The sequence below is a fragment of the Bacillus cereus group sp. BfR-BA-01524 genome (genome assembly GCF_022662595.1).
GTDB lineage: Bacteria > Bacillota > Bacilli > Bacillales > Bacillaceae_G > Bacillus_A > Bacillus_A thuringiensis_S.
In genome coordinates this window covers 14,448-32,178 of sequence record NZ_JAKUDW010000034.1, presented here as the reverse complement: position 1 = coordinate 32,178, position 17,731 = coordinate 14,448, and the positions used below count along the sequence as shown (strand labels likewise).

Below are 17,731 nucleotides of genomic sequence, written 5' to 3'. Positions count from 1 at the left end.
AATATATGCATTGGGCGTATGAAGTAGCACATGAATTAATTAGGAAACATCCAAATAAAGAAATGTTTGTTTGTGCATCTGGAATTAGTCCGTCAGGTTCTGTTCATATTGGGAACTTTCGTGAAATCGTAACGACTTATTTCGTAGTAAGAGCACTTCAAGATTTAGGGAAAAAGACTCGTTTTATATTTTCGTGGGATGATTATGATAGGTTTAGAAAAGTTCCAAAAAATATTGATCCATCTTTTGCAAAGTATATTGGTATGCCATACTGTGATATTCCAGATCCGTATGGATGTCATAACTCGTATGCGGAGCATTTTGAAAAAGAGTTTGAAAAATCGCTTCAAGCATTTGGAATTGAAGTAGAATTTATTTATCAACATGATGAATATAGAAGTGGAAGGTATAATGATAATATTTTAGAGGCTTTGTATAAACGAAAAGAAATATATGATATTTTAATGGATTTTAAAACTGGAGAGTGTAGTGAAGAAGAGCGAGAGAGCTTTTATCCAGCTACATTATATTGTGAGAGGTGCGGAAAAGATACAACAACTATTACACATTTTAATGAAGTATTAAAAACAGTCCGGTATGAATGTGAATGCGGAAATGAAAAAGAGTTATCCGTATTAAATACAAAAAAAATGAAATTGAATTGGAAAATCGATTGGCCGATGAGATGGATGATAGAGGATGTTGTTTTTGAACCGGGCGGTAGAGATCATTCATCAGAAACGGGTAGTTATAATGTATCAAAAGAAATTGCAAGGAAAATATTCAATCGAGAAGCGCCTCATTACGTTGCTTACGATTTCATTGGTATTAAAGGGAATCATGAAAAAATGTCTAGTTCTTCAGGGAATAGTATTACACCAAGCGATATATTGAAAGTGTATATACCAGAAGTAATTCTCTTTATGTTTGCAAAATACAAACCAGGCGCTGCTTTTCATATTGGGTTGGATGAAGATGTGATTCGTAATTATACAGAGTATGAACGATTGAAAGATAGTTATGAAAATAAAACGCTCAAAAATGAAGATTTATTTAATGCAATTAAAATCTCTAAAGTTGATAGCGAGTTTAAAGAATATCCGAAATTTAATCAAGTAGCAGGAACGTTACCATTATTAAATTTTGATTCAACTATTTTACAGGGGATATTAAAGAAAATAGATAGGAGCTATGCATTAGATGAAATGAGAGCGATAAGTAATCGCGCAGAGTATTGGATAAGAAACTTTCAATCTGAAAAATTAATCGCGGTAAATCAGGAGAAAAATGCAGAGTTTTACTACACATTAGATGAAAGGCAGAAAGAATGGCTAGTAGAAGTTTGTAAAATACTTCGTTCTAATAAAGATTACTCTAACTTAATGGAGCAATTATATGCGATTTGTCATCATGAAAATAAAAAAATAATGAAAGAAAATCAAAAACAATTATTCACTATTATATATAAGCTCATTATGAATCAATCAAATGGTCCTCGTATACCATTATTAATACATGTGGTCGGCATAGAAAGATTCATCACACTATTAGATTTCTAAAGCACAGTTATAAGCAACGCAAGTACCAAACTTTCTAAGTACTTGCGTTGCAAATTTTACTATCGTGAATACATTTTCGGACATTCATCACCACTTGGTTCATAAAAACAATGGCTTTTAAACTGTCCTACAAATGGCTGGTCATACCATTCAGGTGGACAAGCTCCAACTGGACGGAAATACCAAAGAGCCCATCGTGCAGGCCAGCGCCATTGACCTTGTAAAACTTTTCTTGCAATTTCTTTTTCTGAATTACGAGCGCGTTGATAAAAATACCCGTATTGCACTGCTTCGAATCCGCCGGGGCTTTGGTATACTGCATCACGTACAGACCGGAGTTGTTTAAAATCTAAGCAATCACAAAATACACGATTTACGACAACGCATCCAACAAGCTCCTCACCTTGGCGACCTTCGCCTTCAGCTTCAGCACGAATTAAACGAGCTAGTAAATCAACATCACTTTCGTTGTATGGAATAAGGGGCATAGTGATACCACCTTTCTGTTATAGTAAAGAGTGTATGTTATAAAACAATCTGCGTGCTTTTTTACATAAAAATAACATTTAATTTTAAGAGGAGCTTGTATAAAAAAAAGCTAATTAGTAATAGTAGATAAATATAAAAGGGAGAGGTATTATGTATCGAATTCATAAAGATGATATCATTTACGCAATGTCACCAGAAAATAAGCCGTGTATGGAGGTAGAGAATGGGAGTAGGCTTGTGTTTGAAACGTACGACTGTTTTGAAAACCAAATTGATTCTGAAGATGTCGTGTTTCAAGAATTAGATTGGAACCGAATTAATCCAGCGACTGGGCCTGTATATGTTAAAGGAGCAGAACCAGGCGATATATTAGTCGTAACGATTGAAAAAATTAATATTGCAGAGCAGGGTGTTTTAACTACAGGTGCGAATCTTGGTGTAATGGGTGATGAGTTAAATGAAAATACAGTAAAAATCGTCCAAATACATAATGAATATGTTTTGTTTTCAAGTGAACTACAAATCCCGATTAATCCAATGATTGGGGTAATTGGTACTGCGCCGAAAGAAGAGAGCATTTCATGTGGCACACCGCATGATCATGGCGGGAATATGGACTGTAAAGAAATTAAAGAAGGAACAATATTACTACTACCAGTTAATGTCCCAGGGGCACTATTAGCGTTAGGTGATTTACACGCAGCAATGGGTGATGGGGAAATTGGTGTTAGTGGTGTAGAGGTTGCTGGTGAGGTAACTGTAACAGTTCAAACGATAAAAGGAAAACAATGGCCATTACCAATGGCTATTCAAAAAGAAAAAATAATGACGATTGCTTCAGAGAAATTGTTAGATGATGCAGCAAATCGTGCTGTACGTAATATGGTGACATTTTTACATGAAGAATTAGCAATGTCTAAAGCTGATGCAACGCTTTTATTATCGGCAGCAGGTAATTTAAAAGTTTGCCAAGTTGTGGATCCGCTGAAAACGGCGCGTATGGAACTAGGAATGGATTATGTGGAGAAACTAGGATTTACTTTTAGTAAATTTCATATTAAATAGATAAGGGACGAAAAAGGATACTTTTGTATAAAAGCATCCTTTTTTTAATTTACGGATTTTGTGAAAAGAGGTAGTATTTATTTTATATAAGTATATTTGAGATTGTGGATTAAAAAGGAGTTCAATAATGGTCAAAATTATGATTGTAGAAGACGATATGAAAATTGCAGAACTATTATCAACACATGTTGCGAAATATGGTTATCAAGGAGTTATTGTATCGGATTTTCAAAATGTATTAAACATTTTTTTAGAAGAACAACCAGAGTTAGTTTTATTAGATATTAATTTACCGAGTTTTGATGGGTACTTTTGGTGTCGTCAAATTCGCGGAGTTTCAACATGTCCGATATTATTCATTTCGGCCCGTGAAGGCACGATGGATCAAGTGATGGCGTTAGAAAACGGTGGTGATGATTTTATTCCGAAACCTTTTCATTATGAAGTTGTAGTGGCGAAAATTCGTAGTCATTTAAGACGTGCATATGGAGATTATGCACCGAAATTAGAAGAACGAATGATTGAACAACAAGGTCTTTGTTTATATCCCGAAAGACTTGTATTGAAACTTAGAAATGACGAGATTGATATAACGAGAAACGAAGCTATTTTATTAGAGACATTAATGAAAAATTATCCGCGTGTTGTGAGTAGAGAAGTGTTACTTAATAAATTATGGGATAGTGAATCTTATGTTGATGATAATACATTAAGTGTAAATACAACACGTGTGCGTAAAAAGTTACAAACGTTGCATATAGAAGGTGCGATTGAAACGATTCGTAGTGTTGGATATAGATTTCATATTACTTGGGATAATGGTATAGAAAAATGATAAGGTTGTTTATACGTGATCATATACCACTTATTTGCTTTACCATAATTCAACTACTAGCTATATTTCTCGTATATTGGTTTGATGGGCATAATCATATTACAACGGCGTTATATGCAATGTTTCTAGGTGTTTTCTTTATGGGAAGTTATTTAGTGTTTCGTTATTTTACACATCGTTCTTTTTATGAGCGCCTAGCAAACCCGATGCAATCTTTGGATGAATCTGTTCAAAAATCTGATTTTGCAGCTGTATCGGCTGCTCTTCAAGAACTACTTGAGGTGCAATATAGACATTATCAAAATCAGCTGCAAATGCAAGAGAGAAAAAATAATGACCATTTAACCTTTATGAATCAGTGGATCCATCAAATGAAAACACCTTTATCTGTAATAGAATTAATTACACAGGATGAAGTAGATTCACGTTTTGAAAGTATAAATGAGGAAACTGATCGATTAAAAAAGGGATTAGAAATGGCTCTGTATGTCGCACGTTTAGAAGCGTTTACACAAGACTTTTATGTAGAAAGGGTACAACTACATAAAATAGTGAATGATTCGGTACATGAACATAAACGATTCTTTATACGGAATTTTGTATATCCAGAGCTTGAAATTGATAAGGACATTACTGTAGAAAGTGATGTGAAATGGTTACAATTTTTAATCGGACAAATACTATCGAATGCGATTAAGTATTCATCAGGTAGTAGAGAAAAGATTAAAATGAAAGCTTGTAAGGAAGGTAATACCGTTATACTTGAAATTGCTGATAATGGCGTAGGTATACCGAAACAAGATTTACCAAGAGTATTCAAACCTTTCTTTACAGGAGAAAACGGTAGAGATTTTAAAGAATCAACAGGAATGGGGCTATACCTTGTATATGAAATTACAAAACAATTAGGACATAGTGTGGAAATCCATTCAGAAGTTGGTAAAGGTACGGTAGTACGAATAGTATTTTTTTAATGTGTAAAAAAGTAAACAAGGCTAAAGAACTTTGGAGATAAGTTTTTTAGCCTTGTTTTGTACCCTTGATAACATTGGAGAATGAAATATTATATAGATAAGAGAGACAAAACGAACCCGATAAGAATAAATGTAAGACTACATACATGAACCATTTTTAATAATAAAAATAGAATCTTATAGAAGTTGCGAATGATAGGAGGATTGAAATGGATATTCGTAAAATGAGATATTTCATAACAGTGGCAGAAGAATTAAACTTTAGTCGTGCAGCAGAGCGTCTTATGATGGCACAACCTCCTTTAAGTCAAGAAATTCGAAAATTGGAAGAAGAATTAGGAGTTCAACTTTTTCACCGGACAAAAAGAATGGTTGAACTTACCGAGGCGGGGAAAATCTTTTTAGAAGGTGCTAGGCAAACATTACTTCAAGTAGATAGAACTATTAAAGAAACACAGCTTGCAGATGAAGGGAAAATCGGGCATTTAATCATTGGTTTTGTCGATTCTACAGAAACAGTTATAGACATATTAAACATATTTCGAGAACGGTTTCCAAAAATTCAGCTCATATTACGTGAGATGACAACAGACCAGCAAATAAAAGCGCTTTACGAAAAACAAATTCATATTGGATTTATTCGTTCGGAGCAAAATAATGAAATATTATCTTCTGAAGTTTGTTCTGAAGAGTGTTTAAAGCTGGTTTTGTATGAAAATCACCCTTTCGTTTCGTTACCTAATATTTCAATCAAATCATTAGTGGATGAACCATTTATTTTATTTCCTCGTCATTTCGGTACAAATTTTTATGATTTAATTATTAGTTACTTTTGGGAACATAAAGTAAGTTTAAATATTGTTCAAGAGGCAGTTCAAATGCAAACAATTGTAAACTTAGTTGCAGCCGGAATAGGGATTTCAGTCGTTCCATCATCGGTGGAAAGCTATAAAAAATCAGGAGTCATGTATAAAGATATTCAAGAAAATACACCAAAAATAAATTTATATGCTGGATGGAGGAAGGATGAAAAGTCTGTCGTGTTAGAGAACTTTTTAACAGCTGTTAGAGAAGTTTATATGACTTCACAATGTGAACTTAACAGATAAAAGCCCATCTTGATAGGATGGGCTGTGGGAAGTTGGCAAGGGGTGTTTATTTATAGGTAAAACTCACTCATGGTTCAACCTGTTTTGCTAGAATCATACTCAGCGAAACCTTTTAATACACGATCAATCTGATCCATAATTTCAGGTTGCAATGTAATACTAGAAGCAATTACGTTTTCTCTTACTTGTTCCGGATTTGAAGCACCAATAATTGCAGAAGAAACAGCTGGATTTTGTAACACCCAAGCAATTGCGAGTTGAGATAGGGTAAGGTTAATTTCTTGTGCGATGGGGTTAAGTTTCTGGATAGAAGTAAGCACATCATCACTCATCCAACGTTGCACGAGTTTGTCAAAAAACGGTTTTCCAGCATCAGAGTTAGCACGCGATTGATTCGGTAAGGGTTTACCAGGTTGATATTTTCCAGTGAGAATGCCTTGTGCGAGTGGGGACCATACGATTTGGCCAAGTCCCTCACGTTGACATGTTGGAATTACATCAGTTTCAATAACTCGCCATAACATTGAATATTGAGGTTGGCTAGCGATAAGTGGAATGTTTAATTCCTTAGCAAGTGCTGCACCACGGGTAATTTGTTCTGATGTCCACTCACTTACGCCTAAATAAAGGACTTTACCTTGTCTTACAAGATCTGAGAAAGCTAACATCGTTTCCTCAAGAGGAGTTGTTTTATCAAATCTATGTGCATAATAGACATCGATATAGTCTGTCTGTAATCTTTTTAACGATGCATTACAATTTTCTATAATATGTTTTCTTGATAATCCACGATCATTTTTTCCAGGGCCGGTCGGATGGCATACTTTTGTACATAGTTCTATACTTTCTCGGCGTATATCTTTCAAAAATCGGCCAAGTACTTCTTCGGCTATCGTATCTGAATAAACATCAGCAGTATCAAACGTTGTAATTCCGACATCTAGAGCGGTTTTCACACAATCATTTGCAGTAATCTCATCCACTTTTCCACCATGATTTATCCAGTTCCCGTATGCAATCTTGCTTACTGTTAATCCACTGTTTCCTAGTTTACTAAATTCCATTGTAGAATCCCCCTTAAAAATGATACCTTTATTATAAGAACTGAAATTTAGTATGTATAATATATGATTTATGATGAATTTATATAAAAATTATATAAGAGGGGATGCTTACAATTTTATTGCTAGGGAAAGCTAAAGCAAATAGTACAACAAATGTGTTTGATGCTTGTTCGATATGAAGTGAAGAAATAATGAATAGACTTTAAAAGAAAGCAATCTTTTTAGCAGCACAAATAATTGCATTTACTCATACAGTACTATTATGGTACAATATGGTTACTAATGACGGAAAGGAATGATGGGTGGACGATGATTAACTAATCTTATTTTTAAATGTTGAAATGAAATAAATTTCAATTTATAAAAATTAGGATTAGTCTGCCCAATTCCAAACAACGGTATTGCTATTTGATTTGCGTAATAGCTTATTTGGGTATAAATAATGTAATGACTAATCCTGCCAAAATTACTTTGGGAGGATTTTTTTGTTCTCCTTTAATGAAAGGGATCGGTAATATGAAAGAAATTTTAAAATTAAATGATGTTTATGTTGAAATAAAGGAAAATACTTTGTTAGAAAAAATGAATGTAGCAGTGAAACAAGGGGATGTTATCGGATTAATTGGTAAAAATGGTGCTGGTAAATCAACGTTACTTCAATTAATAAATGGAAAGATTGAACCTTCAAAAGGGATTGTTGAATGGCAACAAATGAATATGACAACCGCATATGTTGAGCAAGAAATAGAATCTTTTATTAGTAATGATGTGATTTCGCAAGAAGCAGAACTTCTTGCGAAATGGGGCGTGCCAACGAACGATTTTCATACTTTAAGTGGTGGTGAAAAGCTGAAAATTCGATTAGCAAAAGGATTTGCCGAAAATCCTAATGTTTTGATATTAGACGAACCGACAAATCATTTAGATGAGATCAGTACGGGATTTCTCATTAAACAAATAAAAAAGATGAAAGGTACTGTTATCGTTGTATCGCATGACAGATATTTTTTAGATGTTGTCGCAACCAAAATATGGTCAATTGAGGACAAAAAAATAATTGAACATAGTGGCAATTATACGAGCTACATGAAAGCACGTGAGCAAAGAAGGAAGTCGCAGCAGCGTGAATATGAAAAGCAGCAAAAAAAGATAGAACAAGTAGAAATACATATAAAAGAATTGAGTTCATGGTCACAAAAGGCACACGCGCAGTCTACAAAACAAGAAGGTGTGAAAGAATTCTATCGTGTAAAAGCGAAGCGAATGGATGCGCAAGTGAAGTCAAAACGAAAACGACTCGAAAAAGAGCTGGAGAAAACGAAAGTAGAACGTGTGAAAGAAGAGTATTCAGTTGAGTTTTCTATTCAAGCGAACAAAAAAGTAGGAAAACGCTTTTTAGAAGTAAAGCAATTAAAAAAAGACTTTTATGGGAAAGTATTATTTGAAAACGTTAATTTTACAATTCAGCACGGTGAGAAAGTTGCGATTGTTGGACCAAACGGTAGTGGGAAAACAACATTACTGAAGATGATTATGGGAACGGAAACTGCTGAAGGAGAAATATGGATTTCACCATCTGCAAACATCGGCTATTTAACACAAGAAGTTTTTGATTTACCGCTTGATAAAACACCAGAAAATTTATTTTTTAAAGAGACGTTTGAAGAAAGAGGAAAAGTCCAAAATTTAATGAAACATTTAGGGTTCCAAGATTTTCAATGGAAAGAGCCGATTGAGCATATGAGTATGGGAGAAAGAGTAAAATGTAAGCTAATGGCTTATATTTTAGATGAAAAAGATGTACTCATTTTAGACGAACCGACGAATCACCTAGATCTACCTTCACGTGAACAACTTGAAAATACATTAGCTGAGTATAACGGAACATTAGTAATTGTTTCTCACGATCGATATTTTCTAGAGAAAACTACTAACACAAAACTCGTGTTTTCAAACAATACGATACAAAAGCAGCTAGAAGAGCCTACTAAAACAAGAGATAATATTGAAGAGCTACGTTTAACGTTAGAAACAGAGAGACAAGAAGTATTAGGGAAATTAAGCTTTTTAACTTCTAACGACAAGGAATATAAAGAACTTGATGAACGATTTATAGAACTTACGAAGCAGATAAAGGCGCTATAGCGTACGTAAGGGGGATTAGCATGGGAGAAGAGAGTTTGACTAAGTTATTTAGAATAGATTGTGGAGAAATATACTTGCAAGAGTTTATGGTCAAAGATGCAGAGAGTATTTATAAAATAGCAAATCAACCGGAAATAGAAAAGTTTTTACCAGACTGGAAATCAACGAAAGAACAAAGGATGGATTGGATTGCAAATTATGAAATACCAGCAAACAAAGCATTTCTTGAAGCAGTGAAAACTACGAATAACATAGATAATCATATGTTAAAGCTAGGAATATTTAAGGAAGCTACAAATGAATGCATTGGATGGTGTTGCACAGGAATGAAAGAAGAACTCCCTTCACCAAACAGAGAGATAATGTATGCTATCTCAAATGAACATCAAAATCATGGCTATGCTACAAAAGCGACTAAAGGCTTAATTGACTATTTGTTTAAAGAAACAAATTTAAACGTCCTCAACGCAATTGCTTTAATTAACAATGTACCATCAAATAAAGTTATTAAAAAATGCAGGTTTACTTATTTGAGTGAACAGAAGATAGAAAATCAAATATATAATCATTATGTATTGAGTAAATCTGAATGGATAAAAAATATTTCTCTGTAAAAGGAATTAAAACGAAATCATAAAAAAGCTTAGAGCTAAAACTCTAAGCTTTTTTATATTCATTTTATCAAGCATTACCGGGCAGTAAAACCCCCACTGATTAAAGTTTCACTTTATACCTGCTAACATATGAAAGGTACAATTGTAATGACTTCTTGAAGGAATTGCTTTTCAACAAAATAGGGAAATCAAGCTGTACAGGGGATATCCAGTTGAAAATCATTTATGAAAAGGTAATTGGAAGATTTTGTCGAATTTATGTATCAATGATAATACAAATTTCTTACTCAAATCATTCTACAGATGAATTACTTGAAAAATGGAAGGGAAAAGAACAGAACAGTGGGCGGTATAAAGAAGCATTTAGTCTTAGTCAACAAAAATTGCTGGTAAGTCTATTAAAGAGTTACATATAAAACTTACGGTTGAGTGCTAGTAGATTAAATCTTTAAGCCAGGAATTAGTTTAAATGAGGGAGGGGAACACGTATTATAATTTGGTTTCGTCACTTGCCACAAATAAGTATGGATTTTTCAGAATGGACTCCTTTTATACAGAATAATTGGTACCGAAAACATTATATGAAGTTTGTATATTTACTTCATATAATCATTTTTATAATACCTTATTTTTTTGAAACAGGTTTCACTCATATTAATATATTTTATCTTATCTTATCTTATCTTATCTTATCATAATAGGTACCTTAGTCTTCATCATTCACGAATGTCTACACATTTTAGTAATAAGTAAACAAGGGGATATTAGCTTAACATTTAGTAAAAGATTTTTTTGGTTAAATACAAATGCAGTCTTATCCAAAACGAGATTTTGGGTCTTTATGAGCTTGCCTATTATTGTATTATCAGTAGTTCCTGCCATGATGTCGTTCTTTGTATCAGGAAATATTAAATCAATTTTATTATTTATATGTTGGATAAACGCATTCATTTCCGCCTCAGATATTTACAATTCGTTTTTGATTGCAATGAAACCGAAGCACTCATTTTTTTGCAGAGGTTATTATAAAGTGAAATAGTATTTAATGGGTAACTCAAATATGCTTCAACTACATACAACAGTTAAAATATAATATTTGAAAGTAAAAAGACCGATAAAAAAATCGGTCTTTTCTTATTAATAAAATAAAGATTAGAAAATAGCATTGTAATTCAAACCAATATGCAAATATTATAAGATAGATATGCTTTGTTTATAGATTGAAAATAGGTTTGTTATCAGTTTTTTTAGAAATCTTACAAGCGTGTAAGATAAATGAAAGATGAATCAATATGAGCTATAAGACAATTCATTTACACTCTATAGTGAGCAGTGGAAATGAAGGGAGAATATAAATGGAAATTTTACAGGCAAAAAGTATTAGTAAAGTATATAAAGGGAAAGTACCTTATAAAGCATTAGTAGATATTGATTTATCAATTCAAGAAGGTGAATTTGTAGGAATTATGGGCCCGTCAGGTAGTGGGAAAACAACGTTATTAAATATGGTATCTACTATTGATTCTCCATCATCAGGAGAAATATTTATTAATGGCACAAATCCTTTTCAATTATCATCAGAAGAATTAGCATTATTCCGCAGAAAACAATTAGGATTTGTATTTCAATCATTTAATCTTCTTAGCACACTTACTGTAAAAGAAAACATTGTATTGCCGATGACTTTAGATGGTGTTTCCGTCCAAGAAATGAATAAACGAGTGGAAGAGATTGCAGAGAAGTTAAACATTACTGATATATTGAGTAAAAGAACGTTTGAAATATCAGGGGGGCAAGCTCAAAGAACAGCAATCGCTCGTGCGATCGTTCATAAGCCGCAATTATTACTTGCAGATGAACCAACAGGGAACTTGGACTCTAAATCTTCAAATGATGTAATGGAGATGCTTGATACTCTAAATAAAGAAGAAAAAGCAACGATGATGTTAGTTACACATGATCCGTATGCAGCGAGCTTTTGCAGCAGAGTAATTTTCATTAAAGATGGTCAACTATATAATGAAATTTATTGTGGTGAAAGCAGGCAAGCATTTTATCAAAAAATTATGGATGTCCTTTCTTTGTTAGGAGGGAAAAGGCATGACTTTTCGTCAGTTCGCATTTAATAATATCTTTCGTAATAAACGTACCTATGTAGCTCATTTTTTAAGTAGTGCATTTTCTATTATGATTTTCTTTACGTATGCTCTTTTATTATTTCATCCTGATTTACAAGGTGAGTTGAAATCGACAAGTGCAACAATAAGTGCATTTGGTACATTGGGATTTTCAGTTTCGCAAGGATTGATTTTTGTATTTTCATTTTTCTTCATTCTATATTCAGTTAGTTCGTTTTTAAAGACGCGTAAAAAAGAATTTGGTATTTTAATGATGCAAGGTATGTCAATGAGACAGCTTAAGAAATTATTATTAATTGAAAATATGTTGATTGGACTTGGTTCAATTTGTATAGGGATTTTCATTGGACTCATATTTTCTAAACTAGTCTTATTAATAAGTGCAAGTGTATTAATGATTAATAATGGTTTACCTTTTTATATACCAGTTCGGGCTGTATTATTAACAGTTATTACATTTCTTTTCTTGTTTTTAATTGTTTCATTATTTACATTTAAAATGATAAAAGTAACGGAACTTGTGGAACTTATTCGAGCAGAGGAAAAGCCAAAACCTGAACCGAAATCTTCAGTTTTATTATCGATACTTTCTTTAATTAGTATAGGGTATGGATATTTTTCAGTATTTCGCTTCATACCAAGTACCAATTTTATTACGCTTGGAATAGGTGTGCTTCTAGTAATTATAGGAACGTACTTTTTATATACTCAGTGTAGCGTTTATATATTGCACCTTGCTAAAAGGAGAGAATCTTTCTTTTTAAAGAGAACAAATATATTAACATTTTCTGAATTAATTTACCGTATGAAAGATAATGCAACGATGTTTTTTATAGTATCTATTGTTTCAGCAGTTGCATTTACAGCAATTGGTACAACAGCCGCAATTGGAAATAGGGATTTGGTAAGGATGACAAATCCGTATACATTTTTGTATGGAAGTTTTGAAAATGACAAAGTATTGAATAAAAATCTTTCTATTATAAAAAAACACCTTTCTGATGCTAATATTCCGTATCGAATGGCTTCATCTTCATATATATACACAGAAAATGGCGTAAATGTAATGAAGTTAAGTGAATACAACGATCTTGCTAAAGCACTAGGCTATCAACAAGAAACAATTGAAAAAGAAGATGAAATTTTATTAATTCCTGGAGTCGTATCACAAAAACAAGAATTTAAAAATGGCGAGTATAAAAAGAATATAGAAGTCATTCAAGGTGACTGGACAAAGACATTTCATGTGAAAAAAGCTGTAGAAAATTTAGTTTTACCACATGATTCTAGAACTATTTATATCGCTGTTCAAGATCAGGTATATGATGGAATACCTCTTACTAGTGACCCAGTTAATAAAGAAATTCCATATCGTACTTACGGATTTGTTGTAGATGATTGGATAAAAACGAAAGAGATTTCAAATCAATTAAAGAGTATATTCGATAAAGATCTTAGGGACAGAGATTTCTACTTTGAAGCTTTAACATTAAACTTGTTGGAAGCAAAGCAAAAGAATGGTTTATTACTTATGGTAAGTATTTTAGTTGGAATCGTCTTCTTTACATTCGCCGCTAGTTTTATTTATTTTCGATTATATACAGATTTGGATCGCGACCAACAGCAATATAAAATGATTTCGAAAATGGGATTAAGTAAAGGTGAGTTGAAAAAAGTTGTAACGAGGCAGTTATTATTAATGTTCTTTTTACCAATTGTCGTTGCAGTGATTCATACTGTAGTTGCTTATATAGCATTACAGCAATTAGTCGATTTTTCTATCATAAATAGCTCTATCGTTATTTTAATTTCATTTATATGTATACAAGTTTTATATTTCTTTATAACCCGTTGGCGTTACCTACAAAAGCTTTATAAAACTATGGAACAGTAGAGAACATCAGCAAGTAACATTGCAGAAAAGCATGTAAAAAAACAATATGAGTTATGAAAGGAATTGTAATGAAAAAACCATTATCAATTTTCATATTATGTATATTAATTTTAATTAGTTTATGTGCATGTGCTAAAAGTGAAGAATTATTTCCAGCTAACGGTGTATTAATCATTGGAGATGAGAATCATACTGGAGCAATTATGAATCGTTATAAGGAAAATACGAAAGAACATGAAATTTTTCCAGTGAAAACAGGGGAATTTGAAAAAGGAAAGGTACTAATATTAAATGAATCTACTGCACAGGCGATGATTAAAGCAAAGATTTTTCGTAAACGTGACCAAGTAGCCCTTTCCAAACTGGTAGATACGTTACCGAATTTTCCAAAAGAAAGCTCACTACTATTTATAAATGAAGAAGAAAAGAATATTAAAAGTATTAAAATAGAAGGAGAAGAGATACCAGTTGCATATGATAGCGATGCTTGGCTTGGCAATAAACGTGACTATGGAGCACTATGGTATATCATTGTGGCGAAAAATAGTGTGTATAAAGAAATAAAAGCGAATGAAACGAATATGCAACTTCTACATCTGAAAAAGTCGTTAGGTGATGAAAAACCTAAAATGTCGACAGATAATACATTGATTAATGAAAAAGTAAAAGTAAGAAAGTTAATTGAAGGTTTTAAAGAGAAAGTATCAGTTCAGTTTGTAACGATCGGAGAAAAATCTTAAAAAAGAGTTCGAGGTTGATAGAAAGTTTATCAATCTCGAACTCTTTTTAGTTTATAGACAAATCAATTATTATGCTTTACATTACTTCATTTAATCGAGTCTCATTTGTTTCCTTAATCGCATTTGAATTTTGAACTGAATTATTTTGGGCTTCTTTTTCTTTACGAGCCTTTTGTAGCATTTCAAGGATGATCCATAAAGGAACACCTTTATCCTTTAACATCTTCCATAAATCTAATTCATTAAATTTATGCTCAGGCTGTTTCATTTCTTTTTCAGATGAACGAATATCAAACTTGATAGGATCATTTACTTTCTTACTTTCAAGTTTAGTAGAAGAGATAGTATTATGCTCAAGAGTAGATGGAGTTATTTTAGTAGGTTGAGATAATGTATGAATATTTGATCCGATTTGCATGTTTTTTCCTCCTTTTCAAGCAATGAGATTAGTTTTCTTATGGTTTTTAAATCTTTTTAACATGAGGAAACTATATCTAATTATAAATTCAAATAAACAGATTTACAAGTTGTATTGTAAAAAGTAAATGTTTACTTGAATTAATATTTATCAACATTTGTATATGTTTTCTATATATACAACGTATATAAAATATTTTACATTATGTTTAAGTTATTAAAGTATTCTGTTGATTTTCAAAAAAGAAAAATGTAAACGTTTTAATAGGGGGAGAAAGTATGGGGAAGTTAGTTTTAAAAATATGTTTTTTCGCATTAGTGACCGTATGTTCATTCGAAGCGAAAATATCATACGCTGAAGAGAGGCCACAAAATAATTATCCTATCATATTGGTGAATGGATTTGCTGGATGGGGTAGAGAAGAAATGCTTGGCGTAAAATATTGGGGTGGTGTTCATGATATACAGGAAGATTTGAAACGAAATGGTTATACGGTACATACCGCAGCTGTTGGACCTGTTTCTAGTAACTGGGATCGTGCATGTGAATTGTATGCGCAAATTAGCGGTGGAACAGTAGACTATGGTGTCTCGCATGCTGAGAAACATGGACATAAACGTTTTGGCAGAACTTATAGTGGTTTTGCGCCGAATTGGAGTGAAACAAATAAAGTTCATTTAATTGGACATAGCATGGGTGGACAAACAATTAGAACATTAGTACAGCTATTAAAAGAAGGGAGTTTTGAAGAAAAGAATTATGTAAAAAATCACCCAGACACCAAAATATCACCACTATTTGAAGGCGGAAAATCATATGTTCATAGTGTTACAACATTAGCAACCCCTCACAACGGTACAACACTTGCGGATGGGAGTCTTCTGCTACCGTTCGTTAAAGATTTACTCATTACAGCTGCGAGCTTCGGAGGAAACAATAATTTATCGTTATATGATTTTAAATTGGATCAATGGGGTATAAAGAAGAATGCTGGAGAGTCCTTTTTCCAATATAGTAATCGTATTCTAAATAGTTCACTTTGGAAAAATACAAAAGATATAAGTCAATGGGATTTAAGTACAGATGGTGCAAAGGAGTTAAATAATTGGGTAAAGACGCAACCGGATGTGTATTACTTATCCTATAGTGGACATGCATCACAAGCAGCACCTATAACAGGTTTACATTTACCTCATATAACGATGAACAAAGTGTTGATGGGGAATGCATTTTTCTTAGGTTCTTATGCGAGATATGAAGAAAACCGTCCGTTAGTTGATACTTCTTGGTGGCAAAATGATGGTGTAGTAAATACAAATTCCATGATTGCACCATCTTCTAATGTTGCTGTAAATAATAATGAGTCATTACAGGTTGGAAAATGGAATCATATCGAAACGAAAGCGAATTGGGACCATCTCGACATGGTAGGATTAAGTGTTTCAGACTCTTTAGGTTTTTCTAGCATTCAAGAGTTTTATAGAAAAATTGCTGAAAAGCTATCACGTTTACCGAAATAAGTAATAATAAAGCGCTCTCGATGGAATTCGAGAGCGCTTTATATTATATTGAAAGAGGGATTTGGTAGAAAAAATATGGGGGGATATTATGAAAATTCAAGTTGTATTATCAGGATACGGAACAGTAGGCAGAGAGTTTATAAAATTATTAAATGAAAAATATTCATATATATATGAAACATATGGGATTCAATTAGTTGTAAGTGGCGTATTAGGGAGAAATATTGCAATACATAATGAAGACGGCCTATCTCTTCATCATTTATTAATGTATGGTGGCGGTACCGCTGCAATTGAAAAATATTTAGAGTATCATCCAAAGGAACGTGCGACAACTAGCATAAGTGGTACTGTATTGGTAGAATCAACATTCACAAATCTTAAAGATGGAAATCCAGGGAAACAATATATGAAACAAGCGATTGAGAAACGGATGGATATAGTAACAATTTCAAAAGGTGCGCTCGTTACAAACTGGAGAGAAATAAATGAAGCAGCAAGAGGTGCAAATGTACGAATTCGATATAGCGGTGCAACAGCCGCTGCACTACCGACACTAGATATCGGACAATTTAGTTTAGCCGGTTGCAGTATTGAAAAAATAGAAGGAATATTAAATGGAACAACTAATTATATTCTTACGAAAATGTATGAGGAAGATATGACATTTGAAGAAGCGCTGAAAGAAGCACAAAATAAAGGAATTGCTGAGACAAACCCTCTATTAGATATAAGTGGTTCAGATAGTGCGTGTAAATTGTTACTTTTGACAAACAGCTTAATGGAAACAGAGAAAACACTTGCTGATATACATATAAAAGGAATCGAGCACGTTACAAAACAGCAAATACAAAATGCTAAGGAACACCATAAAATTATTAAATTAATAGCATCAATATATAAGGATGCGGGTGGCAATGTGAATTTAAATGTTGAACCGTGCGAAATAGAAAAAGATCATCCGTTAGCAAAAGTAAATGGGAGCGAAAAAGGAATTACGTTCTTTACAGATACGATGGGGCAAGTTACTACAATTGGCGGGGCTTCTAATCCACGAGGCGCAGCAGCTGCAGCTTTAAAAGATGTAATTAACTTATATCGAAAAGATTTGTAAGACCGTACCGCCCTTTATAAAAAATACATATGTTGTGGACCTTTTGAGAATGA

Annotated in this window: 15 protein-coding genes and 1 pseudogene; 13 read left to right on the top strand and 3 right to left on the bottom strand. The window is 32.9% G+C overall.

Going from position 1 to position 17,731, the window contains the following annotated elements; genetic code table 11:
- The first annotated feature begins 5 nt into the window (after positions 1–5).
- Entirely contained in the window at positions 6–1,559 is a 1,554-nt protein-coding gene (gene lysS / locus MR170_RS14445) for a lysine--tRNA ligase (protein WP_242308504.1), read from the top strand.
- Positions 1,560–1,618: 59 nt separating this feature from the next.
- Here lysS and MR170_RS14440 read toward each other — a convergent pair whose 3' ends face one another.
- Positions 1,619–2,047 carry a cell wall hydrolase gene (locus MR170_RS14440; protein ID WP_242308503.1) on the bottom strand — a complete coding sequence of 143 codons (429 nt, stop codon included), beginning with the start codon at positions 2,045–2,047 and terminating at the stop codon, positions 1,619–1,621.
- Positions 2,048–2,198: 151 nt separating this feature from the next.
- Here MR170_RS14440 and MR170_RS14435 point away from each other — a divergent pair, with 151 nt between their 5' ends.
- The 4 genes from MR170_RS14435 (at position 2,199) to MR170_RS14420 (ending at position 6,031) form a co-directional block, all read left to right on the top strand.
- Positions 2,199–3,113: an acetamidase/formamidase family protein gene (locus MR170_RS14435; RefSeq protein ID WP_242308502.1), complete on the top strand. Its 915-nt coding sequence runs from the start codon at positions 2,199–2,201 to the stop codon at positions 3,111–3,113.
- A 127-nt stretch (positions 3,114–3,240) separates the two neighbouring features.
- Complete coding sequence (locus MR170_RS14430; RefSeq protein ID WP_000238994.1) at positions 3,241–3,948, top strand: response regulator transcription factor; 708 nt, start codon at positions 3,241–3,243, stop codon at positions 3,946–3,948.
- A complete protein-coding gene (locus MR170_RS14425; RefSeq protein ID WP_242308501.1) occupies positions 3,945–4,922 on the top strand; it encodes a sensor histidine kinase in 978 nt (325 codons plus the stop codon). Before MR170_RS14430 ends, MR170_RS14425 begins: the two co-directional genes overlap by 4 nt.
- A 209-nt stretch (positions 4,923–5,131) precedes the next feature.
- Complete coding sequence (locus MR170_RS14420) at positions 5,132–6,031, top strand: LysR substrate-binding domain-containing protein (protein ID WP_242308500.1); 900 nt, start codon at positions 5,132–5,134, stop codon at positions 6,029–6,031.
- A 74-nt stretch (positions 6,032–6,105) separates the two neighbouring features.
- Here the strand turns inward: MR170_RS14420 and MR170_RS14415 are convergent, their stop codons facing one another.
- On the bottom strand, positions 6,106–7,095 hold the full coding sequence (locus MR170_RS14415; RefSeq protein ID WP_242308498.1) for an aldo/keto reductase family protein: 990 nt from the start codon (positions 7,093–7,095) through the stop codon (positions 6,106–6,108).
- Positions 7,096–7,611: 516 nt separating this feature from the next.
- On the opposite strand from MR170_RS14415, the gene abc-f reads away from it, so the two are divergent.
- The 6 genes and pseudogenes from abc-f (at position 7,612) to MR170_RS14385 (ending at position 14,626) form a co-directional block, all read left to right on the top strand.
- Positions 7,612–9,240, top strand: a complete 1,629-nt coding sequence (gene abc-f, locus MR170_RS14410; RefSeq protein ID WP_242308496.1) for a ribosomal protection-like ABC-F family protein — start codon at positions 7,612–7,614, stop codon at positions 9,238–9,240.
- A gap of 20 nt (positions 9,241–9,260) precedes the next feature.
- Positions 9,261–9,854, top strand: a complete 594-nt coding sequence (locus MR170_RS14405; protein ID WP_016081511.1) for a GNAT family N-acetyltransferase — start codon at positions 9,261–9,263, stop codon at positions 9,852–9,854.
- Positions 9,855–10,378: 524 nt separating this feature from the next.
- A pseudogene (locus MR170_RS14400) lies at positions 10,379–10,893 on the top strand (DUF3267 domain-containing protein).
- A 316-nt stretch (positions 10,894–11,209) separates the two neighbouring features.
- The gene (locus MR170_RS14395) at positions 11,210–11,980 is read left to right on the top strand and encodes an ABC transporter ATP-binding protein (protein WP_016081509.1); all 771 of its coding nucleotides are present in this window, start codon (positions 11,210–11,212) and stop codon (positions 11,978–11,980) included.
- Positions 11,955–13,886 (top strand): ABC transporter permease, encoded by a 1,932-nt coding sequence (locus MR170_RS14390; protein ID WP_105434243.1) that lies wholly within the window; start codon positions 11,955–11,957, stop codon positions 13,884–13,886. The genes MR170_RS14395 and MR170_RS14390 overlap by 26 nt, the downstream gene beginning before the upstream one ends.
- Positions 13,887–13,954: 68 nt before the next feature.
- Positions 13,955–14,626, top strand: a complete 672-nt coding sequence (locus tag MR170_RS14385; protein WP_242308495.1) for a lipoprotein BA_5634 family protein — start codon at positions 13,955–13,957, stop codon at positions 14,624–14,626.
- Positions 14,627–14,702: 76 nt separating this feature from the next.
- Here the strand turns inward: MR170_RS14385 and MR170_RS14380 are convergent, their stop codons facing one another.
- Positions 14,703–15,044 carry a DUF3914 domain-containing protein gene (locus MR170_RS14380; protein WP_242308492.1) on the bottom strand — a complete coding sequence of 114 codons (342 nt, stop codon included), beginning with the start codon at positions 15,042–15,044 and terminating at the stop codon, positions 14,703–14,705.
- Positions 15,045–15,322: 278 nt separating this feature from the next.
- Here MR170_RS14380 and MR170_RS14375 point away from each other — a divergent pair, with 278 nt between their 5' ends.
- Entirely contained in the window at positions 15,323–16,564 is a 1,242-nt protein-coding gene (locus tag MR170_RS14375; protein ID WP_242308491.1) for an esterase/lipase family protein, read from the top strand.
- 88 nt (positions 16,565–16,652) lie between these two features.
- Entirely contained in the window at positions 16,653–17,678 is a 1,026-nt protein-coding gene (locus tag MR170_RS14370) for a homoserine dehydrogenase (RefSeq protein ID WP_242308489.1), read from the top strand.
- Positions 17,679–17,731 lie beyond the last annotated feature (53 nt).